The 25,718-nt window shown below is 64.3% G+C and carries 23 protein-coding genes; 4 read left to right on the top strand and 19 right to left on the bottom strand.

The genetic code is table 11. The features are described from left to right. Window positions 1–10: 10 nt before the first annotated feature. From JFU57_RS08360 to JFU57_RS08310, 11 genes are all read right to left on the bottom strand, one after another. The gene (locus tag JFU57_RS08360; protein ID WP_201128857.1) at window positions 11–1,513 is read right to left on the bottom strand and encodes a YdgA family protein; all 1,503 of its coding nucleotides are present in this window, start codon (window positions 1,511–1,513) and stop codon (window positions 11–13) included. Window positions 1,514–1,774: 261 nt separating this feature from the next. Next, a complete protein-coding gene (locus JFU57_RS08355) occupies window positions 1,775–2,407 on the bottom strand; it encodes an NADH:ubiquinone oxidoreductase subunit N (RefSeq protein ID WP_078469191.1) in 633 nt (210 codons plus the stop codon). Window positions 2,408–2,500: 93 nt separating this feature from the next. Next, the gene (locus JFU57_RS08350; protein WP_201128856.1) at window positions 2,501–3,949 is read right to left on the bottom strand and encodes an efflux transporter outer membrane subunit; all 1,449 of its coding nucleotides are present in this window, start codon (window positions 3,947–3,949) and stop codon (window positions 2,501–2,503) included. Further along, window positions 3,946–4,842, bottom strand: a complete 897-nt coding sequence (locus JFU57_RS08345) for an efflux RND transporter periplasmic adaptor subunit (RefSeq protein ID WP_078469189.1) — start codon at window positions 4,840–4,842, stop codon at window positions 3,946–3,948. The genes JFU57_RS08350 and JFU57_RS08345 overlap by 4 nt, the downstream gene beginning before the upstream one ends. Then, on the bottom strand, window positions 4,839–5,048 hold the full coding sequence (locus JFU57_RS08340) for a DUF1656 domain-containing protein (protein WP_020296394.1): 210 nt from the start codon (window positions 5,046–5,048) through the stop codon (window positions 4,839–4,841). The genes JFU57_RS08345 and JFU57_RS08340 overlap by 4 nt, the downstream gene beginning before the upstream one ends. Continuing rightward, entirely contained in the window at window positions 5,045–7,129 is a 2,085-nt protein-coding gene (locus JFU57_RS08335; RefSeq protein ID WP_201128855.1) for an FUSC family protein, read from the bottom strand. The genes JFU57_RS08340 and JFU57_RS08335 overlap by 4 nt, the downstream gene beginning before the upstream one ends. Further along, window positions 7,126–7,554, bottom strand: coding sequence for a MarR family winged helix-turn-helix transcriptional regulator (locus JFU57_RS08330; RefSeq protein ID WP_078469187.1), 429 nt, complete (start codon window positions 7,552–7,554; stop codon window positions 7,126–7,128). Before JFU57_RS08330 ends, JFU57_RS08335 begins: the two co-directional genes overlap by 4 nt. A gap of 147 nt (window positions 7,555–7,701) precedes the next feature. Then, window positions 7,702–7,983: a type II toxin-antitoxin system RelE family toxin gene (locus JFU57_RS08325; RefSeq protein ID WP_201128854.1), complete on the bottom strand. Its 282-nt coding sequence runs from the start codon at window positions 7,981–7,983 to the stop codon at window positions 7,702–7,704. After that, entirely contained in the window at window positions 7,973–8,218 is a 246-nt protein-coding gene (locus JFU57_RS08320; RefSeq protein WP_201128853.1) for a type II toxin-antitoxin system Phd/YefM family antitoxin, read from the bottom strand. Before JFU57_RS08320 ends, JFU57_RS08325 begins: the two co-directional genes overlap by 11 nt. Before the next feature lie 65 nt (window positions 8,219–8,283). Continuing rightward, a complete protein-coding gene (locus JFU57_RS08315; protein WP_020296390.1) occupies window positions 8,284–8,529 on the bottom strand; it encodes a DUF2789 domain-containing protein in 246 nt (81 codons plus the stop codon). A 50-nt stretch (window positions 8,530–8,579) separates the two neighbouring features. Next, the gene (locus JFU57_RS08310; protein WP_020296389.1) at window positions 8,580–9,041 is read right to left on the bottom strand and encodes an aminoacyl-tRNA deacylase; all 462 of its coding nucleotides are present in this window, start codon (window positions 9,039–9,041) and stop codon (window positions 8,580–8,582) included. A 234-nt stretch (window positions 9,042–9,275) separates the two neighbouring features. Here JFU57_RS08310 and JFU57_RS08305 point away from each other — a divergent pair, with 234 nt between their 5' ends. Both JFU57_RS08305 and JFU57_RS08300 read left to right on the top strand, forming a co-directional pair. Continuing rightward, window positions 9,276–10,646 (top strand): NfeD family protein, encoded by a 1,371-nt coding sequence (locus JFU57_RS08305; protein WP_201128852.1) that lies wholly within the window; start codon window positions 9,276–9,278, stop codon window positions 10,644–10,646. Between the two features lies 1 nt (window position 10,647). Next, window positions 10,648–11,406 carry a slipin family protein gene (locus tag JFU57_RS08300; RefSeq protein ID WP_078469183.1) on the top strand — a complete coding sequence of 253 codons (759 nt, stop codon included), beginning with the start codon at window positions 10,648–10,650 and terminating at the stop codon, window positions 11,404–11,406. On the opposite strand, the gene JFU57_RS08295 is transcribed toward JFU57_RS08300, so the two are convergent. The 7 genes from JFU57_RS08295 to JFU57_RS08265 form a co-directional block, all read right to left on the bottom strand. Continuing rightward, window positions 11,395–12,372 carry a sulfotransferase family protein gene (locus tag JFU57_RS08295; protein ID WP_201128851.1) on the bottom strand — a complete coding sequence of 326 codons (978 nt, stop codon included), beginning with the start codon at window positions 12,370–12,372 and terminating at the stop codon, window positions 11,395–11,397. The genes JFU57_RS08300 and JFU57_RS08295 overlap by 12 nt on opposite strands. Beyond that, window positions 12,360–13,151, bottom strand: coding sequence for an aspartyl/asparaginyl beta-hydroxylase domain-containing protein (locus JFU57_RS08290; protein ID WP_201128850.1), 792 nt, complete (start codon window positions 13,149–13,151; stop codon window positions 12,360–12,362). The genes JFU57_RS08295 and JFU57_RS08290 overlap by 13 nt, the downstream gene beginning before the upstream one ends. Next, on the bottom strand, window positions 13,148–13,753 hold the full coding sequence (gene cysC, locus JFU57_RS08285; protein WP_201128848.1) for an adenylyl-sulfate kinase: 606 nt from the start codon (window positions 13,751–13,753) through the stop codon (window positions 13,148–13,150). The genes JFU57_RS08290 and cysC overlap by 4 nt, the downstream gene beginning before the upstream one ends. After that, the gene (locus JFU57_RS08280; protein ID WP_201128846.1) at window positions 13,737–15,251 is read right to left on the bottom strand and encodes a TolC family protein; all 1,515 of its coding nucleotides are present in this window, start codon (window positions 15,249–15,251) and stop codon (window positions 13,737–13,739) included. Before JFU57_RS08280 ends, cysC begins: the two co-directional genes overlap by 17 nt. 40 nt (window positions 15,252–15,291) lie before the next feature. Beyond that, on the bottom strand, window positions 15,292–21,330 hold the full coding sequence (locus tag JFU57_RS08275; protein ID WP_242487456.1) for an Ig-like domain-containing protein: 6,039 nt from the start codon (window positions 21,328–21,330) through the stop codon (window positions 15,292–15,294). 98 nt (window positions 21,331–21,428) lie between these two features. Beyond that, a complete protein-coding gene (locus tag JFU57_RS08270; RefSeq protein ID WP_201128844.1) occupies window positions 21,429–22,274 on the bottom strand; it encodes a sulfotransferase in 846 nt (281 codons plus the stop codon). A 164-nt stretch (window positions 22,275–22,438) separates the two neighbouring features. Further along, window positions 22,439–24,025, bottom strand: coding sequence for a glycosyltransferase family 39 protein (locus tag JFU57_RS08265; protein WP_201128843.1), 1,587 nt, complete (start codon window positions 24,023–24,025; stop codon window positions 22,439–22,441). 234 nt (window positions 24,026–24,259) lie between these two features. On the opposite strand from JFU57_RS08265, the gene JFU57_RS08260 reads away from it, so the two are divergent. Both JFU57_RS08260 and JFU57_RS08255 read left to right on the top strand, forming a co-directional pair. Next, window positions 24,260–24,850, top strand: a complete 591-nt coding sequence (locus JFU57_RS08260) for a phage tail protein (protein WP_078469175.1) — start codon at window positions 24,260–24,262, stop codon at window positions 24,848–24,850. 56 nt (window positions 24,851–24,906) lie between these two features. Further along, window positions 24,907–25,218: a DUF6916 family protein gene (locus tag JFU57_RS08255; RefSeq protein ID WP_078469174.1), complete on the top strand. Its 312-nt coding sequence runs from the start codon at window positions 24,907–24,909 to the stop codon at window positions 25,216–25,218. Here the strand turns inward: JFU57_RS08255 and JFU57_RS08250 are convergent. Next, complete coding sequence (locus JFU57_RS08250; RefSeq protein WP_078469173.1) at window positions 25,211–25,705, bottom strand: GNAT family N-acetyltransferase; 495 nt, start codon at window positions 25,703–25,705, stop codon at window positions 25,211–25,213. The genes JFU57_RS08255 and JFU57_RS08250 overlap by 8 nt on opposite strands. Between the last annotated feature and the right edge of the window lie 13 nt (window positions 25,706–25,718).

Below are 25,718 nucleotides of genomic sequence, written 5' to 3'. Positions count from 1 at the left end.
CGAAGCGGGCTTAGCGAAGGGCGCCGGCACCACCGGCTTTGCTCATGACAAAACCGATGAACTGCTCAACGCTCATCTTCTGGCCGTTGAAGTCCACCTGGTTATCGGCGTAGTGCAGCTTGGAGACGATATCGGTGCCTTCCAGCTTCGCCAGTTGCGTCCCCAGGGCCATGCCGCTGACCATTTCAGCCGCCATGTTGCTCTGATCGGCGATCAGCTTGGCGTCGGTCTGGCCATCCAGTTGCGCCTGCAGCGCCGCCACATCGGCAATCATCGGCTTGGACAGTTGCAGGTTGGCGTCCAGCAGGCTGATCAGTTGCTTGCCCAGTTCAGCAGGCGGCAACTCAAGGTTCTGCGGCTTGGCCAGGTGCAGGCTGAGGTTGAAGCGGCTCTCACCGTTGGCGGTCTTGAACGAGAAGTTTTCCAGGGCGAGCTGCGGCTTGGATTCCAGCACCTTGTTCACCGCGCTGCGCACCTTGGCCTCTTCGGCCTCGGTCATTTGCAGCTCCGGTGCCGGTTCGCCATTTTCGGCGGCGGCGGTGGAAGCAGCTTCGTAGGGTTGCAGCTTGGTCTGATAAACCTGCACCAGGTCCATCAGGGACTGGGTGTCGAGGTTCTTCATGCTCCAGGCCATCTGCGCCGAACCGATGTTCTTGCCGTCGAAGTTGATCTCACCCACCTTGTAATCGGCGCGGCCGCCCAGGGTGGTGCCGGTTTCTTCGCTGGAGGTCTTCTGTTCGAAGTTCTTCAGGGTCAGGACCGATTTCTTGTCGCCAAAGGTGGCCTTGGTGCTGGTCAGCTCCAGGGTGTTCTGGCCCAGGTAGAAACCGAAACTGCTTTTGTTGAGGTTGCTGGCCAGGGTCAGGCCGTTCAGCTCGACCAGTACCGGTGGCTTGTCCGCCGGGCTCAGGAGCAGCGTGAGGCTGTCCATGTAGCCGTCGACCTTGACCTTCTGGGCCTCGGAAGAACTGTCGACATTCAGGTTCAGGCCGGAAAACTTGAACTTGGTGTTGTCATCCAGGGCGATATCCAGCGGCAGCAGCTCGAGGGTGCCGTTGGCGGAGCGGTCGTAACCCATGTTGACCAGGCCTTTGAGCGGCGACTGGCCATTGGCGGCGGCAAACCATTTTTCGGTCTGCGGGTTCTTTTCCAGCTCGTAGTGACTGGTGGCCATGACCGGCAGCCACTTCAGGCTGATCAGGCGCGAGAACGGCAGCGGACCGTGTTCGATATGGTCGACGAACAGCAGCTCGGCGTTGCCGTTGAACAGCTCGCCTTCGCCCTTGAGGCGGTAATGGGCGGTGCTGGTGAACAGCTTGCGATCGAGGGATACCAGCTCCAGGGTCGCGCTGCCGTTGGAACCGACCATTGCGGCCTGCAGTTCCTTGTTGGCATCGGCGATCGAGGTTTGCAGTACACCTTCGAGCTTGGTGCCGGTGTACCAGGCGCCGCCGGCACTGATTGCACCTACTGCGACGACGATTCCTAACAGTACGCCTGCTGATTTATTCATGTCTGACCCGATCAATATCCGTTGTTTGAAGGTGTGGTCGTCTTCCCTGAACCCATGACGGGTTGCGGCTCGACTTCGCGTAAAGCGGGCGAAGATTAGCATTGGCGGCGTCCGGCGACCCAGCCTTTGCGTGTGAAAACTCGTTAATCCGTGAGCCAGGGCGCATTCATGGGACGAACGGACGGGGCCATCCACGGCGGTTTGGCTTGGTTTTTTGTGGGCCTGCAAAGGCCAGCGCAGCCTGGCGGCGGCTACAACGGCTCAGGAGTATTCGATTTCCAGGGCGTCGAGCTGGTGGTCGAAGCTTTTGAGGCGGGCGCTCCAGGTGTACACCAGCACTTCGAAGTCGCGATCGATCACCGCGCCGCCCGGGGAATCCCCTCGCGGGTCGCAGAAGTCCAGTTGGTAGCGCTGGCGGGCCATGGCGGCGGCGACGTCGGAGAGTTCCCGGGCGTTGTTCAGCCAGTGCCGGCCGTCGGAGGATTGGCGGTCGAGGACCACGCACTGTTTCTTCAGGGCTTCGAGGCTTTTTTCCAGGGGGGTTCCGGTGAGTTCGCCCATGACTTCCTGGAAACTGCGCCCCGGCTGCCAGTAGCTGCCCCAGAAATAGCGATCGAACACGGTTTCGACCCGACGAAGCGCGACCTTGGTGTCCCAGATCACCACCAGGGTCTTGCTCTGTTCCAGTTGTTTTTTCTTGAGCCGCAGGCTGCCGAGCGAAGCCCAGGCCACCACCACGATTGCCAGTACTGCGATCAGCGCACTGGCGCTGTCGAGGAAGACCATCGCCTTGTCGATCTGGTGGGCCAGCATGATGCCGTAGAAGTAAGTCGCAGAGAGCAGCAACAGCGCGCACAGAACGCACCAGAAGCCGGGAGCATAAGGGTTTTTCATTATTGGAATCCCCATGACCATCACGTGCTTGAGCCGTGGACGGGGGCGCTCTTAAAAGGCGCTCGCCCAACAGCTCAAAGCATAGCAACGGGCTCAGGGTTTGCTGGGCGGCGAGCCTTGCGTTCGTCCGCTTTCCCAACCACCGCCCAGGGCCAGGAACAGATCGATCTGGCTCATGGCGACCTGGGTGTTGGCCGAGGCCAGTTGCGCGCGCATATCGGTGTAGGTCCGGGTGGCTTGCAGGTCGGCCAGGAACGACGCACGGCCGGCCTGGAAGAAGCGGTGGGTCTGGTCCGCCGCCTGCTGCGCCGACACTTCGGCATCCGCCAGGGCGTCGCGGCGTTGCAGTTGGGCACTGTATTGCGCCAAGCCGGTCTGGGTTTCGCGGATGGCGTTGAGCACCACCCCGTCAAAATGCGCCAGGGCACCCTGACTCACGGCTTCGGCCTGATGAATACGCTGGCGGGCGCCATTGGACGGCACGCTCCAGCTCAACAGCGGGCCAAAGCCCCAGCGGTTGGTGGCGGGCTTGCCGAGGTTCTCCAGGATGCCGACCGTGCCGACGGTGGCGCCGATGCTGATGTCCGGGTACAGCGCGCCGGTGGCCACGCCGATGTCGGCGGTGGCGGCCGCCAGGCGGCGTTCGGCCTGGCGCACGTCGGGCCGGCGCTTGAGCAGGGTCGCGCCGTCACCCACCGGCAACAATTGCGCAATGTGCGGCAGCTCGGCGCAACTGCTGGTACCGGCGGGCAGTTGGTCCAGGGGTTTGGCCAGCAACATCGACAGGCGGAACAGCCCGGCCTGGCGCGCCGCTTCATAGCGCGGCAATTCGGCGCGCAATGACTTGAATTGGGTCTGCGAGCGGGTGACCTGGGTCTCGTCACCGCGTCCCGCATCCCGCAGGCGCTGGGTCAGCTGGGTGCTCTGGGCTTGCAGGTCGAGGGAATGCTCGGCGATCTGCCGCTCCTCGTTGGCCGCGCAGATTTGCGTATAGGCCCGGACCACGTCGGCCACCAGGGTGATGCGTGCGGTGTCGGCCGCGGCCTGGGTTGCGTCGGCATTGGCCTTGGCCGCCTCGATGCCTCGCTGCAGGGTGCCGAACAGGTCGAACTGATAGGAAGTGCTGATCGCGATATCACCGACATTGGCCACCGGCACCTTGCCGGCCTGGAGGAAGGCTTCGCCCGACTCCTGCAAGCGCTGCGCCCCCATCTTCACCCCGCCGCTCCAGCCGCCGGCAGCCTGGGCCTCGTCGACCTGGGCCCGGGCCCGCGCCAGGTTGGCCGCGGCGACCCGCAGGTCGGTGTTGGAGGCCAGGGCCTGCTGCACCAACTGGTCCAGGCGCGGGTCCTGATACAGGCGCCACCAATCGCCGGGCACAGGCGCCGAGACCACATCCGCATCCTTGGCCGCCAGCTCACCTTGCAAGTCGGGACGCTGCAGCGCGGCGTCCGCCGGCAACTGGTAGTCCGGCCCGACCATGTGGCAGGCCGAGAGCAGCAGGCCGAACCCGGCCAGGGCCAAACGCGCCGCCGTGTTCATTGCCCGGGCTCCTGCTGCGGTTTGCCCTGGCCATCGATGATCGACACCGTGGCGGTGCGCCCGGCGATCATGCGGAAATCCGCCGGGACATCGTCAAAGGCGATGCGCACCGGAATCCGCTGCGCCAGCCGCACCCAGCTGAAGGCCGGATTGACGTTGGGCAGCAGGTTGGAACCGCTGCTGCGGTCGCGGTCCTCGATACCGGCGACGATGCTTTCGACATGCCCGCGCAACCGTGCACGGTCACCGATGACGCGGATGTCGACCGCCTGGCCGACATGGATACCGTCGAGCTTGGTCTCTTCGAAATAACCGTCGATGTGGAAGGAGTTGCTGTCCACCACCGACAACACCGGGCGCCCGGCGGTGACGAATTCCTGGGCCCGCGGCGCACGGTCGTTGACGTAACCGTCGACCGGGCTGCGGATCACCGAGCGGTCGAGGTTCAACTGCGCGCTGTCCACCGCCACCAGGGTTTCGGCCAGGGCCGACTGGGCACGGGCCACCCGCGACTGGCTTTCTTCCAGTTGCTCGCGTGGCACCAGGTTGCCCAGGCCCTTGTTGCGCCGGGCTTCACGCTGGGCCTGGTCGAGGGTTTCCTGGCGGTCGGCGAGGGCCGCCCTGGCTTGGCGCAAGGCCAGCTTGAAACGGTCCTGGTCGATGCTGAATAGCACCTGGCCGCGCTGCACCAACTGGTTGTCGCGCACCTGGACCTGCTGGATCAACCCGGACACATCCGGCGCGATCTGCACGATGTCGGCGCGAATATGCCCGTCCCGGGTCCAGGGCGCGAACATGTAGTACATCACCATGCGCCACACCACCACGACCGCGAAGGTCACCACCAGCAAGGTCAGGACTACGCGACCGATGGTCAATAAAGGTTTTTTCATGTCATCAGGTATCGACTGAGTGAATCCACCACGCCGAGCAGCAAGGCGTAGAGACCCACGTTGAACAGTGCCCGGTGCCAGACCAGGCGATAGAAGTGCATGCGCGTCAACAACCCGTGCACCACCAGGTACAACACATAAGTAATGCCCATCAGCACCAGCAGCGTGGGCAGGAATACCCCACTGATATCCAGATCACCGATCATAAAGGCGCTCCATCGATGCCATGGGGAAGCGGTTCTTCAAGCTCGCCGCCGCCGACGAATTCCACCCCCGGCAGCAAGGCCAGGCGCAGGCCGCTGAGGGCGTGCAGCAGATGCAGGCGCGTTTCGTGGTCGTCCTGGGCCTGAGCGTTGAGGGCGCGCCGGGTACGGTCCAGGGTCATCAGCAGAGCACTGGGCGCCGGCAGGCGTTCACCGGCCTTGAGGCAGGCCTGGAAATACGCCCCGACCTCGGCCACCACTTGCCGCACCAGTGCCTGCGCCGAACCCTGCACCCGTGGCGAATAGGCCAGCAGGTCGAGGAGATTCAGCGCCACCCGCAGTTCGCGCAGGGCGACGCCGGTGTCCTGGCCGGTCATGGCCAGTCGCGGCAGGTGCTGCATCAGTCGGTCGAGCATTTGCGCCCCCAGGTGCCGATGCTCGGCCAGGGTCGCCGGCTGCGTCAGGCCGACAATGTCGCGCCAGCTGAAGCGCGTCAGGCGCTTGGCCGCCAGCTCCGAACCGAAGGGCCGGGCAATCAGGGTCCAGACGAAGGCAAACAGCAAGCCCATGGGCCCGGCCAGGTTGGAGTTGGCGAAGCTCAGGAAGTCGGCGTCGTAGGCGCCCTGGATGCTGATAAAGGACGAGGTGTTGACGATGGTCAGCAGCATGCCGAGGTAAAAGCGCGGCTGTACCGTGAGGGTTCCGACGCAGATAAAGGGCACGGCAAAGGCCAGCACCAGCATCGGGAAGTCATGCAGGTTGGGCAGGATCAGGAACAGGTAGAGGCTGGCGAACAGCACCGACATCGCGGTCCAGAAAAAGAAGCGGTAGATCTGCGGCGCCGGGTCGTCCATGGAGGCGAAGAAGCTGCACGCCACCGCCGCCAGGATCACCGCGCTGCCGCCGTCGGTCCAGCCCAGGAGGATCCACAGCACCGAGGCGACGATGATCGCGGTGATGGTCGAGACCACCGAATACAGCATCAACCCGCGATCGAGAAACGGCGTCAGCCGGCCCAGGCGCCAATGCCGGTAGACCGCGCGCCAGGTGTCCTGGCTTTCGCATTGAATGGCGTGTTGCAGGCTGCGGCAGTCCTGCCACAGGTCGATCCATTCGCCCAACCGATACAGGGCGTTGGACAGCAGCAGTTGGCGTCGGTCATCCAGCGCTTCGGCGCTCGGCTGCAAGGCCTCGAGCTGATTGCGCAGCGCTTGCCAGCGCTCCACCGAGGCGCCCGCGGCCGTGTCCTGCAACCACGCATTGGCCTGTTCCAGCAGCGGTGCGAACTGCGCCACCAATTCCGGAGTGCGTCGTTCCAGGGCATAGAGCGCGTCATCCAGGGCGTCCACCACCGGCAGCAGGTGGATCATGCGCCCCCGCAGTTCCTTGGTGTTGCGCACGGTCTGTGGCCGCGCGCCTTCGTGGGGCAGTTGGCCAATCATCAGCTCCAGGCTGTTGAAGGTGGCGACCATCGAGCCGCGCAGGGCGCTGACTTCCTGCGGGTCCACGGTGCGACTGAGGAAACGCTGACTGTAGGTGGACGCATCGGCAAACCACTTGCCGGCCGCGTCGACAAACACTGGGGCCAGGCGCCGCGGCCAGAACATGCTGCCAACCACCGCGGCGCAGACGATGCCGAGGAAGATTTCCTCGGTACGCGCCTCGGCCACGTCCCACACCGCCAGGGGGTTATCCACCACCGGCAGGGCGATCAGCGGCAAGGTGTAGCCAGCCAGCATCAGCGCGTAGCTGTTGGCGGTACGCAGGTGCAGGGACAAAAACAGCAGGATGCCGGTCCACAGCGCAATCACCAGCACCAGCAGGTAGGGGCTCTGCACGAACATCGGCACAAACAGCACTGCCGCCGCCGCCCCAAGCAAGGTGCCGACCGCGCGGTACAGCGCCTTGGAGCTGGTGGGACCGACAAAGGGGCTGGAGACGATATACACGGTCGCCATGGCCCAGTAGGGGCGCGGCATCTGCATCAGCATGGCGATATACAGCGCGATCATCGACGCGGCGAAAGTGCGCGCGCCGTAGAACCAGTCCCGCGCCGGCGGCATGCCGGTAAAAAATCCGTTCAAGAAGCGGCCACCGGCAAATGGGTCGCCGACTCGAAGGCGCGAATCACCCGCAGCGCGGCCTCAAGGTCCCCAGGCGCGATGCCGTCCAGCACTTCGCGACGCAGGCGCGCCAACTCCACCTCCACCGCCTGCACCAGTTCGCGGCCACTGGCGGTCAGGCTCAGGCATTTGGCGCGGCGATCATGGGCGTCTTCGGTGCGACACACGTAACCGGCCTTGCACAACTGATCGAGCAGGCGCACCAGGGACGGGCTCTCCATCCCGGCGGCATGGGCCACCGTCACCTGACGCACGCCCTCGCCCAGGCGCCCGATCATCAACAACGGCACGGCGCAGGCTTCGGAGATTCCATAGTTGAGCAGCGTGGTCTGGCAGATCCGCCGCCAATGGCGCGAGGCGACCACCATGCCGCTGCTGATATTCATCTGGAGCGCATCGAGATTCTGGGACAAGGGAGGATTCGCACACTGTTAGTTTGCTAACTATCAATATGACATTGGCGGATATTTTTGGTCAAGTTTTGATACAAACTATTCCTGGCGACCGCTATGGGTCCGTGCACAAGAAATGACTCAGCGTTTTTTGGCTCGCTCGTAAACCGTGCCGCGTTCACGCTTGCCAACCGCCACCACGGAAACCACCACCCGTTCGTCTATCACCTGGTAAACCAATCGGTACCCGGAGGCCTTCAATTTGACTTTGTAACAGTCAGGCATGCCATGCAGCGCATCGCCAGGCACTCGCGGGAACTGCACGCGCTCCACGAGTTTCTTCTTGAACTGCTCACGCAGCGTACGCCCCAGCTTGTTCCACTCTTTAAGCGCAGAGGGCAGGAACTCAAGCTTATAAGTCATCCAGACTTACGGATATCGGGGTCTCCTTGCTGCGCGCCCGTACGATTTCCGCCAGCTCCAGATCATCAAGCCGCTCCATCATAGCCTCGAAAACATCAGCCGGAACCATGTAACCCATGACCCGGTTGTGGTTTAAAACCGCCACCGGCCCCCCCTGGGCGCCACTGAGCACAGCAGAGGGGTTTCTCTTCAGTTCCGACACACTGACGGCTTTATCAGCCAACACACTTTGCATAATTAAGACCTCAAATTAGTACCTAATTCTGGTCTAAATTTCGCATAGTGACAAATGTGCCCTTTCTACCCCCCACGCCCCTTGCGCAACAACACATCCAACTGATCCACCACCTCCGCCCAATCGGCATCCTCCAGCACTTCATCGCGCAAAAAGTCCGCCTGGCTGCGGGACCAGAAGAACGCGTCCGCCAGGTGCAGCTCGGGCTTGAGCGGCGAATGGGTGGCGATAAAACGCTCGATGCTGATCGGGTCGTCGGGCAGGCCGAGCTGCTTGAACAGCGCCGGCAGGCTGTGGGTCGGTGACTCCATGGAGGGCTCCTGGATTTGCAAAGGGCCGGGGTAAAAAGCGCCCGGGCCGGTTAGTGGCTGACCTCGCACACCTCGGCATGGGGCACCATCTTCAGGTATTGCTCCATGCTCATGTGCACCAGGTTGTGGTGATTGCCGGCTTCGACGTAGATGTCTTTCTGCCGTGTCAGCAAGGGGTCTATGACCATGTCCAGGCCGTAGGCTTCGCCCAGGGCCGGCACGGCGCCCCGTTCGCAGTCCTGAAACAGATGGGCCAGGGTGCTTTCGCGGGTGATCTGCCATTCGCCACTGCCGCGGACCTTGCTCAGGTCCAGGTGCCGGCTCGCAGGCAGGACCGCCATCAGGTAATGCCCATGGTGGTCGTCGAGGACCACCGACTTAGCCACCCGCTCGGCGGGCACCCCGGCCACTCGCGCGGTCTCCAGGCTGCTGGCCGAATGCGGGTGAGTCACCACATCAAATTCGCAATGCGCCTGCTCCAGGCTGCGTTGCACGGTTTTTGCCATACGCATGCTGCACCTCGGTGTCCGCCACAGGGTTGCCGGACTTGGGTTGACCACCTGTTGCTCACTGCACCTGAGTCTAGGTCGCGCCAGGGGTCGCCACCACCGCCCGGCCGATTAACTTCCCAACGGCACCCGCCGTGCAGGGCTGCACGATTCGGGCGCCCGCTTGCTCAACTAGACTCAAGCACAAGGCCAGGTAACGGATGGACGTCCCGGTGCATGACTCTCCAGGAGGGTCATATGAACAGAGGTGGATGGCGGGCAGTGCTGCTCGGGTTGCTGATCGGTCTACCGGTCGGGCCGGCCTGGGCCGTGGACCCGGTGGTGGTGCTGACGCTGAACGATGTGATCAGCCCGGCCAGCGCCGACTATGTGCTGCGCGGCCTGGACCGGGCCGCCGCCGAACACGCGCAACTGGTGGTGATCGGCATCGACACCCCGGGTGGGCTCGACACCTCGATGCGCGCAATCATCAAGGCCATTCTCGCCAGCCCGGTACCGGTCGCCAGTTTTGTCGCCCCCAGCGGTGCGCGGGCGGCCAGCGCCGGGACCTACATTCTCTACGCCAGCCATATTGCCGCCATGGCCCCAGGCACCAACCTGGGGGCCGCCACCCCAGTGCAGCTCGGCGTCCTGCCAGGGTCCGCCAACCCGCCGGCCGCACCGCGCAGCGACAAAGCCAGCACCCCCGACCCCGCTGTCGACAGCCTGACGCACAAGCAGATCAACGATGCCGCGGCCTACATCCGTGGCCTGGCCCAATTGCGCGGGCGTAACGCCGAGTGGGCCGAGAAGGCCGTGCGCGAAGCCGTCAGCCTGCCGGCCGAAGAGGCCCTGAAGATCAAGGTGGTGGACTACCTGGCCGACGATCTTCCGGGCCTGCTCAAGCAGTTGGATGGCAAAACCCTCAACGCCGCCGGGCAGGCGGTACAGCTGCATACCCTGGGCGCAGCGCTGACTCACCATGACCCCGACTGGCGCACCCAACTGCTGTCGCTGATCACCCACCCCAGCGTAGCGATGATCCTGATGATGCTCGGCGTCTATGGCTTGTTTTTCGAATTCGTCAGCCCCGGTACGGCGCTGCCCGGGGTGCTGGGGGGCATCTGCCTGTTGTTGGGCCTGTATGCCCTGCAGTTGCTGCCGGTGAACTATGCGGGCGCAGGACTGATCCTGCTGGGCATCGGTTTTATGGTGGCCGAGGCCTTCTTGCCGACCTTCGGCGTGATCGGCTTCGGCGGCATCGTCGCCTTTATCGCCGGCTCGGTGATCCTGATGGACACCGACATCCCGGGTTATGGCATCCCGCTGCCGCTGATCGTCAGCCTGGCGGTGCTCAGCGCCGTGCTGCTGGTGGCCCTGGCGAGCCTGGCACTGCGCACGCGACGCAAACAACCGGTCAATGGCGATGCTGGGCTGGTGGGCAGCGTGACCCCGGTGACCGCCGTAGACATCGACCAACCCTGTCACGGCTGGGTCCAGCTGCAGGGCGAACATTGGCAGGTCCTCGGCGCCAGCCCCTTGCACACCGGGCAAGCGGTGCGCGTGATGGCCCGCCAGGGCCTGTATCTGCACGTCACAGCGGTCGCATCCGCGCCGCAAGGAGAATGAGATGGGCCTGGAAATAGGTGTCGGGGCGCTCGTGGCGCTGCTGATTGTGCTGCTGGTGTCGACCTTTCGGATCCTGCGCGAATACGAACGCGGCGTGGTGTTCCAGCTCGGGCGCTTCTGGCAGGTCAAGGGGCCGGGGCTGATCCTGCTGATTCCAGTGGTGCAGCAGATGGTTCGCGTCGACCTGCGCACCGTGGTGCTCGACGTCCCGCCCCAGGACGTGATCACCCGCGACAACGTCTCGGTCAAGGTCAACGCGGTGCTCTACTTCCGGGTGCTGGACCCGCAAAAAGCCATTATCCAGGTCGAGGATTTCCTCATGGCCACCAGCCAACTGGCGCAGACCACCTTGCGTGCGGTGCTGGGCAAGCATGAGCTGGACGAACTGCTGGCCGAGCGCGAACGCCTGAACATGGATATTCAGCAGGTGCTCGACGCGCAGACCGACGCCTGGGGCATCAAGGTGGCCAACGTCGAAATCAAACACGTCGACCTCAATGAATCCATGGTCCGCGCCATCGCCAAACAGGCCGAAGCCGAACGCGAACGCCGGGCCAAGGTGATCCACGCCGAGGGCGAGTTGCAGGCCTCGGAAAAACTCATGCAGGCCGCCGAAATGCTCGGCCGCCAACCCGGCGCCATGCAGCTGCGCTACATGCAGACCCTGAGTTCGATTGCCGGTGACAAGACCTCGACCATCGTCTTCCCGCTGCCGATCGAACTGCTCAAGGGCATGGCCGACCTGTCCTCAAAACCCTGAACCCGCAGCACGGCCCCGAGCCTGCGCCGCGCGCAGGCTTTCCAGGCGTGCGTAAGGCCCTCGGGCCCAACGCTCCACCTGCTCTCGCAGCAGGGGCGAGGCCTCATCGCGCTTGCTCGCGCCGTCGGCCACAAACACCTGGTCGGGCTGCTTGGCATGTTGTTCAACCCTGGAAAAAGCCCGCGCGCACTGCTCGGCGTCGAGCCCGAAAAACAGCGCCAGACGCCCGGCCATTGCCTGGGGCAGCTCGCTGTAATTGACCGCCAGCCCCTGGAACTCGACGCAGCGTTCCAGCCCCAACTGCAACAGTCGCCCCAGGCGTCGGGCGATAAACGCCTCGCGCTCGAAACCGCTCTCGGCATCATCCAAAGCACTGGGCCCGATCAACCCCGGCACCATGTGCATGCCGCTGCGACGCAGATGAGAGACAGCAATTTCCAAAGGCTCGCGGTACACGAACAACCAGGGGGTCGTGGCAAAGCAGCGGCGTAGCAAGGGCAGCTCACCGATGTTCCAGGCATCGAGCTTGATCACCAGGCGCTGTTCCACAAAGCCCCGGGCCTGGCCATAGGCACTGATCAGGCCCCGCAGCGCCGGCGCCAGAGTGTCGGCCGGCAGCCCGCTGCGCAGCAGGCTATCGAGCGGCGGCGGTTCGCTGATCACGGTGCAGTGATCGAGCGCCGCCAGCATCTGGCTGATCAGGGTCGAACCGCAGCGCGAGGCGTGGCAGATAAAGGCCTGGGGCTCACACCCCGGGCTCTCGGCCTGCCATTGGCTGAGGGTCGCCAGTGGCGTCTCGCGCCGAAACGCCTGGTTGAACGGCAAGCGCAGCGCCGCATCCACCGCCTCGCGGAAAAACGGCTGGTGCAAGGGCGTATCGCCAAACCAGCACCAGTCGACCCGCCACTGGCCCTGGCGCGCAAAAATACGAATCGGCAACCAGCCGTGCAGGTTCAGTGGCTCCATTGTTCATTCCATTGGCGACGGCCCTGGCGCATTGCCGCGCGCACCTGGTCGGCGCTGATGCCCAGCCCGTGCTGCGCCGCCAGCGCCAGGGTGCGAGCGATAAAGGCTTCGCTGTCGGTCAGCGCCTGCAGGCTCTGGCACAGGTGCGGATGGTCCTCCAGCAGCTGGCGGAACTGAGCGAACGCCGCAGCGGCCGCCCCCTCTCCCGGGGCCGGAGTCGTGGCCGAACCGGCTTCGATGGCCTGGGTCAGCCAAGGGCCGGGACGACAGTCGAGCACCAGGTGAATCCGCTCGCTGCGGTCCCGGTTGTCCACGCTGTGGGGCCGTGAAAGATCGAGAAACCAGCATTCGCCCGCGGCCAGCGGCATGCGCTGGCCATCAAGCATAAAGTCGACCAGCGGCGGGCTGAGCAAGGGGATATGCAGGCGCAGATCAGCTTCGGGCCCTTGCAGATCGTAGTCGCGGTGCTCGAAGATCCGGCTGCCCGGCCCCACCCGCAGCAGGCGCGCCGAGCGGATCTCCAGCCCGAGGTCGCGCAGGGCTTGCTGCCAGCGCGGATCACGCTGCCAGGGCTGGCGCTCGACTGCCGCGCCCTGCCCCGGCGCCAGTTCAGTGAGGGCGTCCTGCGGCGCAATCAGCGCTACGCCGCTCCAGTCACCCTGGTAGTACTCGGCGTTGAAATGGCGCTGCCATTGCTCCGGCCTGATCTCGGCCAGGGCTTGCAGCAAAAGGGGCAGATCCAGGCTGACCGGCAGCCGCGCATACGCCACTCGACTCATGACTGGGGCAGTACCCGGCACTCGCCCAGCCAATCCAGCAGCCGGGCCACGCAGGTTTCGACGGAACCGTGGCCGGTGTCCAGTTCGAGCGCCGCGGCAAGCGGCACTTCATAGGGCGCGGAGACTCCGGTAAAGCTCGCCATCTCGCCACGTCGCGCGCGGGCGTAATGGCCCTTGGGATCACGTTGTTCGCACACCGCCAGGGAGGCGCTGCACCAGACTTCGTGGTAGTCCTCGCCCAGGCGCTGGGCGAAGAGTTCGCGCAGCTCGATCAGGGGCGCAATCATCGCCATGATCACGATCTGCCCATTGCCCACCAACAGCGCCGCCAGCTCACTGGCCCGGCGAATGTTTTCCCAGCGATCGGCTTCGGTAAAACCCAGGTCGCGATTCAGCCCGCCCCGCAGAGCATCGCCGTCCAGCACCAGGCTTTGCGCGCCCAGGGCGAACAGCTCGGCGTGCAGGGCCTGAGCCAGGGTCGACTTGCCCGCAGCCGGCAACCCGGTGAGCAGGATCGCCGCACCGCGATGGCCATTGCGGGCCTCGCGGCGGGTGCGGCTGATGCTGGCCGTGGGTGCCTGCAGGTCACTGCTGCCGGGCATGGACCACCGGCGCCGCGATATTGCCCGCCGCCCAATCGGCTTCCCGACCGGCCATGGCCGTGGCGATGGACTGGACCTGGGTCGATTGCAGCCCATCCGGCAGCGGGTCGAGCCCGGCGCTGGCGAAGATCTGGCCGTAGGCATTGCGCAGGTCGGCGTAGGACAGGTCACGTCGCAGGTCGGTCTGCAAGGTATTGAGCTCGCCCTGGATCAGGTCCAGCTCACCCAGGCCGTTGGCCTGATAACGATTGCGCAACTGACCGACGATCTGCCCGTCGATATTCGCCAGCTGCTGGTTGGTCTTGAACTGGCGCATGGCTTCACGGTAGTTGGCGTTGGCCACGTAGAGCTGGGCCAGCACCGCGATCGACATCGCCTGGCGCCGCGCGGTGGCCACTTCTTCACCGGCCTTGGCGACGTTGATCGCCGCCGGTGCGGAGATCACGTTGAACAGGTTCCAGGTGACCTTGACCCCGTAGTCGGCCCACTTGTCGTTGACCAGGAACGAGTTGCTGTCGTAATGCCCGCCTGCGGAAAATTCCAGCCCCGGCAACAGGCGCAGCATCGCCTTGCGGGTTTCCGCCGAGCTGATGCGGCTCTGGTAGTCCTGTTCGCGCAGTTCCGGACGGCTGGCCAGGGCTTCCTGTTCCAGCACGGCCATGTCGACCTTGAGCTCGGGGATCGAATAATCATCCACGGTCGCCAGGGTCAGGTGGGTGCCCAGGGGCAGGTTGATCAGGGTCGCCAGCTCGGTCTTGGCCAGGGACAAGGCGCGACGCTGCTCTTCGAGCTGGCGTGTGGCTTCGATCAGCGAGCGCTGGTAACCCAGGGCCTGCACCGGGTCGCCGATCCGCTGTTCACTCATGCTCTGGCTGTTGCCCCGGGCCTTGTCGACCCGTGCCATGAGGCTGTCGATCTGGCCGAGCAGACGCTCGGCGGCCACCGCCCGCCAATAGGCCGAGCGCACGTCCTGGACGATGGTGTTGATCACTTTGCGCCGCCGTTCCTGGACGATCAGGCGTTGGTCACCCTGCTGCTTGGCACTGATGTAGCTGACCCCGAAATCGAGCACGTTCCACACCATGGTCAGGTCGGCCACATTGCGGTCGCGGTCCTGGGAGGTCGAGGGTTCCAGGGACTGGGTGCCGGTGCGCACGCTTTCGCTGCTGGAGGCGCTGACGTTGTTGCGCCCGGCGTAGCCTGCGGAAAGCGCCATGCGCGGCAACATGTCGAAGCTGGCGAGGTCCAGCTGCCGCTTGGCCAGGGCCTCCTCCATGATTTTCAGGCGGCCTTCGAGGTTGTACTTCACCGCGCGGGCCATGGCCTGGTGCAAGGTCAGCGGGCCGCTGAGCGGCTCCTGGTCCTTGTACATGCTCGACAGGTCGCTTTTCGCGCGCTGCTCGCTGACGCTGCGTTCGATGGGGTCACTGGTGACCGCGCAACCACTCACTACCAGCGCCAGCAGGCTGACGCTGAACAACTTCTGACTGTTTCTCATCCCTGAATTGCCCCTGGGAACTGCATTGATTAAGTGAGTTTCAAGCCTGCATTTCGCTGATGCCGGCCTGTTCGAAAGCATAGGTCAGATCCTGGATCTGCCGTTGTTCATTGTCTTTGAGTTGCTGCAGTTGCTGGCCCAGGGTCGGCGCGCCAAATACCCCGCGCAGCCCCTGGGTTGCATCACTGCTGATCGAATGCTTGCCGAAGGCGTTCAGGGAGTCGCTTTGGGTGCCCGAGTCCTGGTTGAACAGGCTCGACAGGGTGCTGCTGCCGAACACCCCGCCATCGCCACCGCCAAAGCCGAGGAAGCCACTGCCATTGCCGTCGCCACCGCTGTCGGTGCTGAACACCTGGGCGATAAAGCTTGGGGCCAGCGCACCGTTATTGATGAATATGCTGCCGATTGGCGGCAGGCCGCCGCCGCTGGTGCGTTGCTCGAACAGCGGCGGCATCACCAGCGGCGAGCCCAGGTCACCGCTCGGCGGGCCGAAGATGATCGGTTGCAACGGGACGTTGGGCAGGTCAGGCAGCACCACCGGCTCGCTGACCCGGAACTCCGGATCGCCGGCCAGGGATACCGTGGTCACCGAGTAATTGTTGGAGTTGGCAAAGCCAGTGCCGGCGTTGCCCGCCAGGTCGGTGTAACTGCTGTTGTCCAGGGTGATGAAGTTGCTGGGGTCGGTCAGGTTGGCCGTCGGCGTCAGGGTCGCGGTCCAGGTCTTGCCGCTATCGCTGGTGGCCAGGTTGGACAGGGTGCCGTTGGCCACGCTCAGGTCCGACAGATCGAAACCGGTGACGGCTTCGCTGAAAGTGATGGTCACGGTGGTGGTCTGGCCGGCAGTCAGGCTCGGGTTGGCGACCACGATGGTGGCGCTCGGCAGATCGGCATCGACCCCATAGTTGTTGGAGATGGAGATACCCGAGCCCTGGTTACCCGCCAGGTCAGTGACCTGACTGGTATCGAGTATCACCAGGTTGGTAGCGTCGGTGACGCCAACCGTCGGGGTCAGGGTCGCGGTCCAGGTCGTGCCGCCATCGGCGCTGGCCAGGTTGGAGAGCACACCGTTGGTCACGTCCAGGTCCGACAGGTCAAAACCGTTGACCGCTTCGCTGAAGGTGATGGTCACGGTGGTGGTCTGGCCGATGCCCAGGTGCGCGTTGGCCACCGAAATGGTCGCCGTCGGGCGCTGGGTGTCGATGCTGTAGTTGTTGGAATCGGTGATACCGCTGCCGGCGTTGCCCGAAGTGCTCTGCACGCCGCTGTTATTGAGCGTGATCAGGTTAGTGGTGTCCGTGACATTGCTGCCCGGGGTGAAGGTCGCGGTCCAGGTGATACCGCCATCGCCACTGCTAACGGCGCTTAATGTGCCGTTGACCACGTTCAGGTCAGCGTTGCTCAGGCCCGTGACCGCCTCGCTGAAGGTAATGGTCACCAAAGAGCTGGAACCGGCATTCAACGACGCGGGCGACACCACAATGGTCGCGGTCGGCCGAATGGTGTCGATTATGAAGTTGCCTGAATTGGCCGCGCCCCCGGTATTGCCTGCCAGGTCGGTGTAGGACGTGCCCAGGCTGATGACGTTGCTGGTGTCATTGATGTTGCTGGTCGGGGTGAAGGTTGCGGTCCAGGTGACGCCACCATCGGTGCTGGTAACGGTGCTCAGGGTGCCGTTGGGCACGCTCAGGTCGGAGTTGTCGAAACCCGCTACCGCCTCGCTGAAGGTGATGGTCACCACGGTCGTTTGCCCGGCCAGCAGCGTCGTCTGGTCGAACACAATAGTGGCGGTAGGCGCCTGGCTATCAATGGCATAGGCATTGGAGCTGACCGCTCCGCCGCCTTCATTACCGGCAGCATCGATCACGCCGCTGGTATTCAGGACAACGTGGTTGTTGCCCTGGTTGATGCCCCCGACCGGGCTCAGGGTGGCGGTGTAGGTGATGTTGTCGCTGGTGGTCAGGCCGCTCAGGGTGCCGTTATCGACGGTCAGGTCGCCGAGGTCCAGACCGCTCACAGCCTCGCTGAAGGTGATGGTCACCACGGACGAACCGCCGACCCCAAGGTGATCGGTGCCCACCACCACGGTGGCGGTCGGACGCTGGGTATCGACCGCATAGTTGTTGGACACACTGCTACCGACGCCGACATTGCCGGAAACCGTCGCCTGGAGCCCACTGTTGTCGAGGACGATCTGATTGGTGGCGTCCGCGACATTGCTGCTTGGGGTAAAGGTCGCGGTCCAGGTGATGCCGCCATCGCCGCTGGTCACAGCACTCAAGGTGCCGTTGCTGATCGTCAGGTCGGCGTTGCTGAAGCCGGTCACCGCCTGGTTGAAGGTGATGGTCACCAGCGAGGTTTCGCCGATTTTCAGGGCCGGGTCCGAGATCACGATGGTGGCGTTGGGACGCACGGTATCGATGGTGAAGTTGACCGAGTTGGCGGCTGCCCCCGCGTTGCCGGCCAGGTCCGCCACGGCGCCGTTGGCCAGGCTGACGACGTTGCTCAGGCTGGCGGTGTTCGAGTCCGGGGTCAGGGTCGCGGTCCAGGTCGTGCCGCCATCGCTGGTGGCCAGGTTGGACAGGGAACCGTTAGCCACACTCAGGTCCGTCAGGGTCAAACCAGTGACCGCTTCGCTGAAGGTGATGGTCACCGTGGTGGTCTCGCCCGCGGTCAACTGCGGGTCGGCCACCACAATGCTCGCCGTGGGCGCCAGGGTATCGATCGCGTAGTTGTTGGAATCCGTGGTGCCGACCCCGGCGTTGCCGCTGAAGTCCCGATAGGTGGTGTTATTCAGGGTAATCAGGTTGCTGGCGTCTTCAACGGCGCCGTTCGGGGTCAGGGTCGCGGTCCAGGTAATGCCGCCGTCACTGCTGATCAGGGTGCTGAGGGTGCCGTTGGCAATGGTCAGGTCGCTGTTGCTGAAGTTGGTCACCGCCTCACTGAAGGTGACGGTCACCAGCGACGTTCCACCCACCTTTATCGAGCTGCTGGCAACCTCTACGGTGGCCGTCGGGCGTACGCCATCGATCCGGACATTATTGGAGTCGGTGGTGCCGGCGCCGGCGTTGCCCACCGCGTCATGCACGCCGCTGTTGTCCAGGGTGATGTGGTTGGTGGCACTGAAGATGCCGGGTGTCGGGGTGAAGGTCGCGGTCCAGGTGAGGCCGCCGTCGCTGGTGGCCAGGTTGCTCAGGCTGCCGTTGCTCACCGCCAGGTCGCCCAGGTCGAGATCGCTCACGGCCTCGTTGAAGGTGATGGTCACGGTGGTGGTCTGGCCGATACCCAGGTTGTTATTGCCGAACACGATGGACGCGGTGGGACGCTGGGTGTCGATCGAATACTGACCGGAGGTGGTGCTGCCGCTGCCGGCGTTGCCCGCCAGGTCACTGACACCGCTGTTGTTCAGCGTAATCACATTGCCGGTGTTTTTAATGCCGGCGGTCGCGGTCAGGGTCCCGGTCCAGGTCAGGCCACCGTTAAGGGTGGTCAAGGCGCTCAGGGTGCCATTGGCCACCGCCAGGTCGTCGGTGGTGAGCCCGGTGACCGCCTCGCTGAAGGTGATGGTCACCACAGACGTGTCATTGATGCTCAACGAAGGGTTGGCTACCACGATGGTCGCCGTCGGCAACACGGTGTCGACCACGTAGCTGCCGGACGTCGAATCGCCGATCCCGGCGTTGCCGGCGGTATCGGTGTAGAGGGTGTTGTTCAGGGTCACGATGTTGCCACTGCTGGCGTTGCCGGCCACGGGCGTCAGGGTCGCGGTCCAGTGGATGTTGTCGCTGGTGCTCAGGTTGCTCAGCACACCGTTGGTCGCGGTCATGTCCGCCAGGCTAAAGTTGCTCACCGCCTCGCTGAAGGTGATGTTCACCGTGCCGGTGGCGGTGGTGCTCAGGGTCGGACCGGTAAAGGTGACGGTCGCCGTCGGTCTTACGGTGTCGACGCTGTAGTTGCCGGACAGCGTGTTGCCGACCCCGGCCAGGTTCAGCGACACGCTGGTGACGCCAGTGTTGTCCAGGGTGATATGGCCAGTGCCGATGACACCGGCATCAGGGGTAAAGGTCGCGGTCCAGGTCTTGCCGCCGTCGCTGGTGGCCAGGTTGCTCAGGACACCGTGGGGCGCCGTCAGGTCGGCCAGCGTGAAACCGCTGACCGCTTCGCTGAAGGTGATGGTGACCTGGGAGGTGGTGCCGATGTGCTGGGCCGGGGTCGTGACCACGATGGTCGCGGTCGGCGACGGATCGTAGGCCGTGTTCGAGGTGGCGCCCACATCATTGAACAAGCCGGGGATCCCCCCCGGCGAGACGCCTTGCGAGGCCGTGGAAACGGTGGTCAAGCCGCCTACGCCACTGCCCCCGGCGTTGTTAGCCGCGTTCAGGGCGGCAAAGTTGGCCACGGTGATCAGCACCGAGCCTTTGTTCCAGATGGCACCCACGCCCCGGCCAGCCTCGCCGCCGTTAAGTTCGGTACCACTGCCCACCATCGAGCCGCCACCACCGCCGCCGCCGGCACCGATATTGCCGGTAATCACCGACGTGCCGACGATGGTCAATTTGCCGCTGCTGGCGTTGTAGATACCCCCGGCCGCCGAGCCGCCCTTGCCCCCGGTAAAGTCCCAGCCGGAGCCGCCGCCACCGCCGCCGATCGACAAGCCGCCAGCGGATGCGGTTCCGCCCGCAGAGCCATTGGAATAGCCGTACGTATTGGTCGTGCCGGCGCCCCCGGTGGTTGACCCACCTTGGCCGCCCATATTCATCGTCGCCCCGTAGGAACCACCGTGACCGCCATGGTTGGCCGTGCCCGAAGTACCGGCGTAGGTCCCGGTGCCATCGCCGGCGATGCCGCCATTGCCGCCGGTCCCCCCACCGACCGCACCGCCGCCGCCGCCAGCGCCACCAACCGTTGGCGCAAGCACACCGCCGCCACCGCCGCCGCCCGAGGCCGCGTTGGCCGTCACGCTGACGTTTTTCAGGGTCAGGTCGCCGAAGTTGCTGATCCCTGCGCCCAGGGCATCGGCCGCGGCAAAACCGCCATTGCCGCCATTGCCGGCGCTCAGGCCACGGGTAATTACCAGCCCATCGAAGACCACGGTGGTCCCGGCGTCGACCTTGATCACGCTGGTCTTGTACTGGCCGTCGAGGGTGATGTCGGCAGTGCCGTTGTTGTCCAGGTCACCGTCGAGGGTGATGTTCTTGGTCACTTCCAGCCGGGTATTCAGCGCTACAGAGCTGCCGCTGAGGGTGTCTTTGAAGGTCACGATATCGCCGTTCTGCGCGCTCGCCAGTGCATCGCGCAACGAACCGCCGCCGCTGTCATTGAGGTTTTGCACGGTGATCGTGGCCAGTCCCCAGTCGTACCCGGCCATGGCCTGGCTCGACAGCGCGTTGACGCTCTCGATGCTGCCGGTGGCGATTTCCAGGGTCCAGTCGCCGCCGATGCCGGTGCGATTGGTGGAGGCGGCAATGTCGCGCCCGGTGAGTGCGGCCAGGGAGTCGACGAAGCTGATGCCGCGCTCGCCCTGGGCGGTGTTGCAGGCGTAGATCAGGATATCGCCGCCGACGTTCATGTCCTTGCCAATCTCGGCCAGCACCGCGCTGCGCTCGGCGACGTTGTCCGCCGACAGGTAGCTGTTGCCCAGCCACAGGTCGCCGGCATTGCCGTGGGCGATGATCTGCACCGAGCTGACGCCCTGGTGCTGGTCCAGGTAGTCGGCGATCTGCTGCAGGCCGTCGCGGGTCGCGTCCAGCTGCACCACTTGAGTGCCGGGCGCCACGTCCTTCAACAGGTCGGCGGCATCCTTGACCCGGGAGTCGACGAACACCACGGTCTGCCCGGGCACCGCGTTCGGTGTGGCGGCCAGGGGCGCATCGGCCTGGTCATGGCTGTCACTAGTGCCGGTGGTGGCATTGGCGTTGCTGCCGGTGGCCGGGTGATCGGCCGAGGCCGGGGCCTTGGCTGCGTCTGCGGTAGGGTCCGCCGTGGGGTGGCTCTCGGGTTGCGCCGCATCGGCCACGGTAGCCGCCACCGCGCCGTCGAACAGCATGCGCGGCTCAAGGGACATGATCAGTGGCGAAGCCATGGCTCTGGCCCCTTGGGTAACCCGCGACTTACCTTTGCTCCACCACATGCTGCTCACCCGAACTCGAACGTTTACCTAAGGGAAGTAAAAAACCGCGATCAACTGATCGCGGTTTCGGCCTTCATGCGTATGACATTGGCTGCGCTGGCCGAGCCGTCGAGCCAGAAGGACAGCTTGGAATACTGCTCGAACAAATCCGGCGGCAGGATGGTGCGCCGCGATTGCAGGGCCACCCGGGGCTTGACCTTGTGCAGCCCGGCCACGCCCAGGGCCTGGTCGAACTCCGGCGCATCGTAGGCCAGGTGTTCGAAGTCATGCTCGAACCAGGGCTCACCGATGAACTCGTAGACCAGGCGCATGACCCGCTCCGGCGCCTGGCTCAACAGGTCGTAATCGACAATCAGCAGGGAGTCGGCATGCTCGCCGTAATACGCCTCTTTCAGCGCCGCCCAGGCAAACCCCACCAGGCGGTTGCGCTGGGCCAGGGTTTCGACTCGGCTGTAGACGGTGTTGCGCTCGACATCGTCGTTGAACAGTTTGGTGTTTTCGAAAGGGTTGGCCCGATACAGGCGCTCGATGCTGTCCATGACCCAGGCCACGTTGCGCACACAGGCAATGACTTTGCACTGGGGAAACAGGTCGGTCAGGGCCGGCAGTCGCGAGCACCATTGGCGATTGGTGTCGAAAATCACCGGTTTATCGGCCTTGTCGGCGTAGTAGGAGTTGAACAGCCCGCCCAGCAGGCGCCGGCGCATGGCCGTGTCGATCACCGAGCCGAACTCGCTGCCGGCGCTGCACTGACCCAGGACGCTGGCGAACAGCGACCCGACCGGGCTGGTCATGCCGGCATGAAAACGCGGATTTTGCAGAAGAATGGCAGAGAGCAGGGTAGACCCTGAGCGCGGCAATCCAGAGATAAAGTGGAAGTTGGGCAATCCCTTCACCTGCGATTCAGTCCATTTTGTAGGACAAAGCGTAGCGTAAGGAATTGTTTCTAACTAGTAGTATTTTGATATCAACGGCCGGGGTTTTAAGTCGGAAAACCCCCATAACCACGGGGGTTTCCGGCAAAAGTCGTGTCGGCGGCTCTACATCGGCCTTCCCAGCCTCAGCGGGTGCCACAGGGAACATGACAAGCCTCATATAAAACCGCCTGGGTGTCGCCTCCCGCATGCTGGTCAATTTTTCGCCAACCACTGGGAATGGACGTAAACTCGTCCGGTGCCTCCCGGCTCATCACCAGCCAGACCCGGCCGTTGCCCTGGGGCAGGTCTTGCAGGTGGTCGAGGTAGACCCCAGCGTTTTCATCGATCAGCGTGCCGAAACCGTAGCTGTTGGGGCGGGTGGACACGCCGGCGGCGGTGGGCGGCGTATACAGCCTGGGGGCGGTCGCGCTTTGGTCGTAGTAGCCCCAGGTGAGGTACCAGAACATATCGCCGAGGACCACCTGATCCCCCGCCTGGGTATGGCGGTTCATGTAGGCGACCAGGTCATTGAACTGGTCGTCGGCGTCCACCGTGTAGTTGTTTTTCAGCCCCACGCCCTCAACGGCCAGCACCGCCAGCAGCAAGGCCAGGGCCAGGACCTTGAAGCGCCGGGCCAGGCGGTCGATACCCAGGGCCAGGATGATCGCCAAGCCGAGGGCCGGCGCGGTCAGGTAGCGCTCGATAAACACCGGCGAGACAAACGACACCCCATACAGCACCAGCAACGGCAGCGCGCTGTAGAGCACCACCAGGGTGGCGAACCGATAGCGGCTGCGGTCGGTGCAGACCACATAGACCATCATCGCGAGCAGCACGCCGGGCAGGGTCAGCAGCAGCCACAGCGGCATGCCTTCAGCATCGTCCTGGGCCATCAGTTGCCACAGCATCGACGGCATTGAGCGCAGGGTGACCGCCGGCTCCCAGCCGACATCCCCACCCACCTCCAGGGCATCCATGTGCAGCACCAGGTCGATCAACCCCGGCAGCCAGGGCAGGAACAGCAGCACGATCGCCCCATTGGCCAGCCACCAGTCGCGGCGGGCGATATAGCGCTGGGCACCGGCGAAAGGGGCTCGCAGCACCAGCAGATATGCCCAATGGGCCAGCACACAGAGTGCGGAAAAATAGTGGGTATAGAACGCCGCCGCCATCAGCAGCGTGTAGATCGCCAGGTAACGCCGGCGCTGCGGTGCGCGAACCCAGTACACCAGCGCCAGGGTCGCCCCCAGCAGCCACACGCCCATCAGCGAATACATGCGTATTTCCTGGCTGTAGCGCACGGCCGTGGGCAACAGGGCCAGCAACAGACAGGTGAGCATCGTGGCCCGGCGGCTGGCGATCAGGTGCGCCAACCAGGTACCGAGGAACACCGCAATCACCCCGGGCACCGCGCTCATCATGCGGATTGATTCGATGGAGTCGCCGAACAGGCCGATCCAGGCCCGCAGCAGCATGAAATACAGCGGCGGATGCACATCATGGGCCGCATGGAACCAGATGCCCGCCAGGGGAAACTGGGCCAGCAACAGGCTGGAGCCCTCGTCGCCCCAGATCGCCGCCGCCGTCAATTGATACAGGCGCGCGCCCAGGGCCAGGGCCAGCAGCGGTATCAGCCAGGGCGCGCGCAGCAGGTGCAGAACAGAGTGCTCAGCCGCGACGGGCTGGCGGTAAGGCAGGTTGGCCACTTCATCGTTATTCGGAACGCCCATCACCATCCTCGACAAATCGTCCACTGCCACCGGCAGGGCATGACGCGCTGATTGTAGGCCACCAGCCTCGCAATCCACGCAGTTGTTCCAATCGCGACCTCAACCGAATTAATGCCAGACGCCGCCCAAGGTTAGGTCTACGCTTGCTCTCGGTGCAAAGCAGACCCGGCAGGCCGCACCGCGGCTGCCAACGGGCAGGGCACCTCACTCAACACAGCGCAAGGACTAGGATCTATGGATGTATATCTTGGCAGTATCCAGATGCTCGGCTTCAACTTTGCTCCCAATGGCTGGGCATTGTGCAATGGGCAAGTGATCGGCATCGCGCAGAATTCGGCGCTGTTTGCCCTGCTCGGCACCTACTACGGCGGCAATGGCCAGACCACCTTCAACCTGCCCAACCTGCAAAGCCGGCTGCCCATGGGGATGGGGCAAGGGCCTGGCTTGTCGCCACGGCCCATCGGCGAGATCGGCGGCGTCGAGCGCTTGAATGTATTGACCAGTAACGTGCCAGCCCAGGCGATTCCGACTAACTCGCTGACCGTCACCACCACCGTCAACCTGGCAAACGTTCCCAGCAATCCGCTCACCGCCCCCACGCCGACCAATTCCTACATCGGCGCCTCCATCTCCGGCGGGCCACCTTCGGCAGCGATTTTCTCGGACCAGCAAGGTGCCTCGCCGGTCCCGCTCAAGGGCACCAGCAGCAGCATCGGCGGCACCCTGAGCACCGTCGGTGGCAACGTGCCGCTGGAAGTGAGCAATCCGTTCCTGGCGGTGAACTTCAGCATTGCCTTGCAAGGGATCTTCCCTTCACGCAATTGATCCAGCCGCTGGCCGGGGCCTAGTGCTCCGGTTAGTGGTTTTTCAGGAGAACATCAATGCTGCAACAGGTTTGCAACGAACACTTCCTGGCACTGGTGAACCAGCCGTGCCCGCTGTACCTGCCCGACGGCAGCCCGTTGCCGGTGCAAGTCGAAGCGGTGGTGTCGCGCCCGCAATCGCGCCTGCCGGAAAACACCCGCATCCCGTTCAACGTGCAGTTGCGCAGCCTGCAACCGACCGACTTTGTCGATGGGCTATGCGCTCTGGAGCTGCCGCAGTTGGGGCGCGTAGAAGCGATTTTTGTATCTCGCGAGCCAGCGCTGGGTCGCGACCCGGCCCAGGGCTACTTCAACATCATCTTCAACTGACCCCCGGGTACCACACCAGGCGCTCGGCGCCGGGTGTGCTTTCCTCGACCCGAAACCCCAGCGCCAGGTAATGCTGGCGCGCCTGGGGGTTGCTGGCCCAGACCACCGTCGCCACCGGGCAGCGCACCTGTTCGGCGGCCTTCTGCACCCCTTGCAGGACCGAGCGGCCATAGCCCTTGCCCCGCGCCCCGGGGATGAACGCCAGGTACAGCACACGGATTTCATTGGGCCCGAAGTCGGCACTGAGCACGCCGATCGGGGTGTCGAGCTTTTCCACCACGTAGTGAAGGGCGTCGGGGAAGTTGTCGCCGATGCCCCGTTCCTGCACCAGAAACTGCTGGGCCACCACCTGCGCCACCACCTCGGGTTCGGCGTCGATCAACTGCAACTCGGGCCGGGCCGACTGGTACAGGCTCTGCATAAAGGGCCCATCCGTGGGCCGCGAGGGGCGCATGGATAACCCGGCGGCGGACGAACTGTTCAACATCGGCTGTACTCCC

The sequence above is a fragment of the Pseudomonas sp. TH07 genome, from assembly GCF_016651285.1.
GTDB lineage: Bacteria > Pseudomonadota > Gammaproteobacteria > Pseudomonadales > Pseudomonadaceae > Aquipseudomonas.
Note: the sequence above shows the minus strand (reverse complement) of the source record. Positions and strands in the feature narration are given on the sequence as shown.

Coding starts and splice junctions, on each gene's coding strand:
- JFU57_RS08360 (WP_201128857.1), bottom strand. CDS start 1,513: ATGAATAAATCAGCAGGCGTACTGTTAGGAATCGTCGTCGCAGTAGGT.
- JFU57_RS08355 (WP_078469191.1), bottom strand. CDS start 2,407: ATGAAAAACCCTTATGCTCCCGGCTTCTGGTGCGTTCTGTGCGCGCTG.
- JFU57_RS08350 (WP_201128856.1), bottom strand. CDS start 3,949: ATGAACACGGCGGCGCGTTTGGCCCTGGCCGGGTTCGGCCTGCTGCTC.
- JFU57_RS08345 (WP_078469189.1), bottom strand. CDS start 4,842: ATGAAAAAACCTTTATTGACCATCGGTCGCGTAGTCCTGACCTTGCTG.
- JFU57_RS08340 (WP_020296394.1), bottom strand. CDS start 5,048: ATGATCGGTGATCTGGATATCAGTGGGGTATTCCTGCCCACGCTGCTG.
- JFU57_RS08330 (WP_078469187.1), bottom strand. CDS start 7,554: ATGAATATCAGCAGCGGCATGGTGGTCGCCTCGCGCCATTGGCGGCGG.
- JFU57_RS08325 (WP_201128854.1), bottom strand. CDS start 7,983: ATGACTTATAAGCTTGAGTTCCTGCCCTCTGCGCTTAAAGAGTGGAAC.
- JFU57_RS08320 (WP_201128853.1), bottom strand. CDS start 8,218: ATGCAAAGTGTGTTGGCTGATAAAGCCGTCAGTGTGTCGGAACTGAAG.
- JFU57_RS08315 (WP_020296390.1), bottom strand. CDS start 8,529: ATGGAGTCACCGACCCACAGCCTGCCGGCGCTGTTCAAGCAGCTCGGC.
- JFU57_RS08310 (WP_020296389.1), bottom strand. CDS start 9,041: ATGCGTATGGCAAAAACCGTGCAACGCAGCCTGGAGCAGGCGCATTGC.
- JFU57_RS08305 (WP_201128852.1), top strand. CDS start 9,276: ATGAACAGAGGTGGATGGCGGGCAGTGCTGCTCGGGTTGCTGATCGGT.
- JFU57_RS08300 (WP_078469183.1), top strand. CDS start 10,648: ATGGGCCTGGAAATAGGTGTCGGGGCGCTCGTGGCGCTGCTGATTGTG.
- JFU57_RS08295 (WP_201128851.1), bottom strand. CDS start 12,372: ATGGAGCCACTGAACCTGCACGGCTGGTTGCCGATTCGTATTTTTGCG.
- JFU57_RS08290 (WP_201128850.1), bottom strand. CDS start 13,151: ATGAGTCGAGTGGCGTATGCGCGGCTGCCGGTCAGCCTGGATCTGCCC.
- cysC (WP_201128848.1), bottom strand. CDS start 13,753: ATGCCCGGCAGCAGTGACCTGCAGGCACCCACGGCCAGCATCAGCCGC.
- JFU57_RS08280 (WP_201128846.1), bottom strand. CDS start 15,251: ATGAGAAACAGTCAGAAGTTGTTCAGCGTCAGCCTGCTGGCGCTGGTA.
- JFU57_RS08275 (WP_242487456.1), bottom strand. CDS start 21,330: ATGGCTTCGCCACTGATCATGTCCCTTGAGCCGCGCATGCTGTTCGAC.
- JFU57_RS08265 (WP_201128843.1), bottom strand. CDS start 24,025: ATGGGCGTTCCGAATAACGATGAAGTGGCCAACCTGCCTTACCGCCAG.
- JFU57_RS08260 (WP_078469175.1), top strand. CDS start 24,260: ATGGATGTATATCTTGGCAGTATCCAGATGCTCGGCTTCAACTTTGCT.
- JFU57_RS08255 (WP_078469174.1), top strand. CDS start 24,907: ATGCTGCAACAGGTTTGCAACGAACACTTCCTGGCACTGGTGAACCAG.
- JFU57_RS08250 (WP_078469173.1), bottom strand. CDS start 25,705: ATGTTGAACAGTTCGTCCGCCGCCGGGTTATCCATGCGCCCCTCGCGG.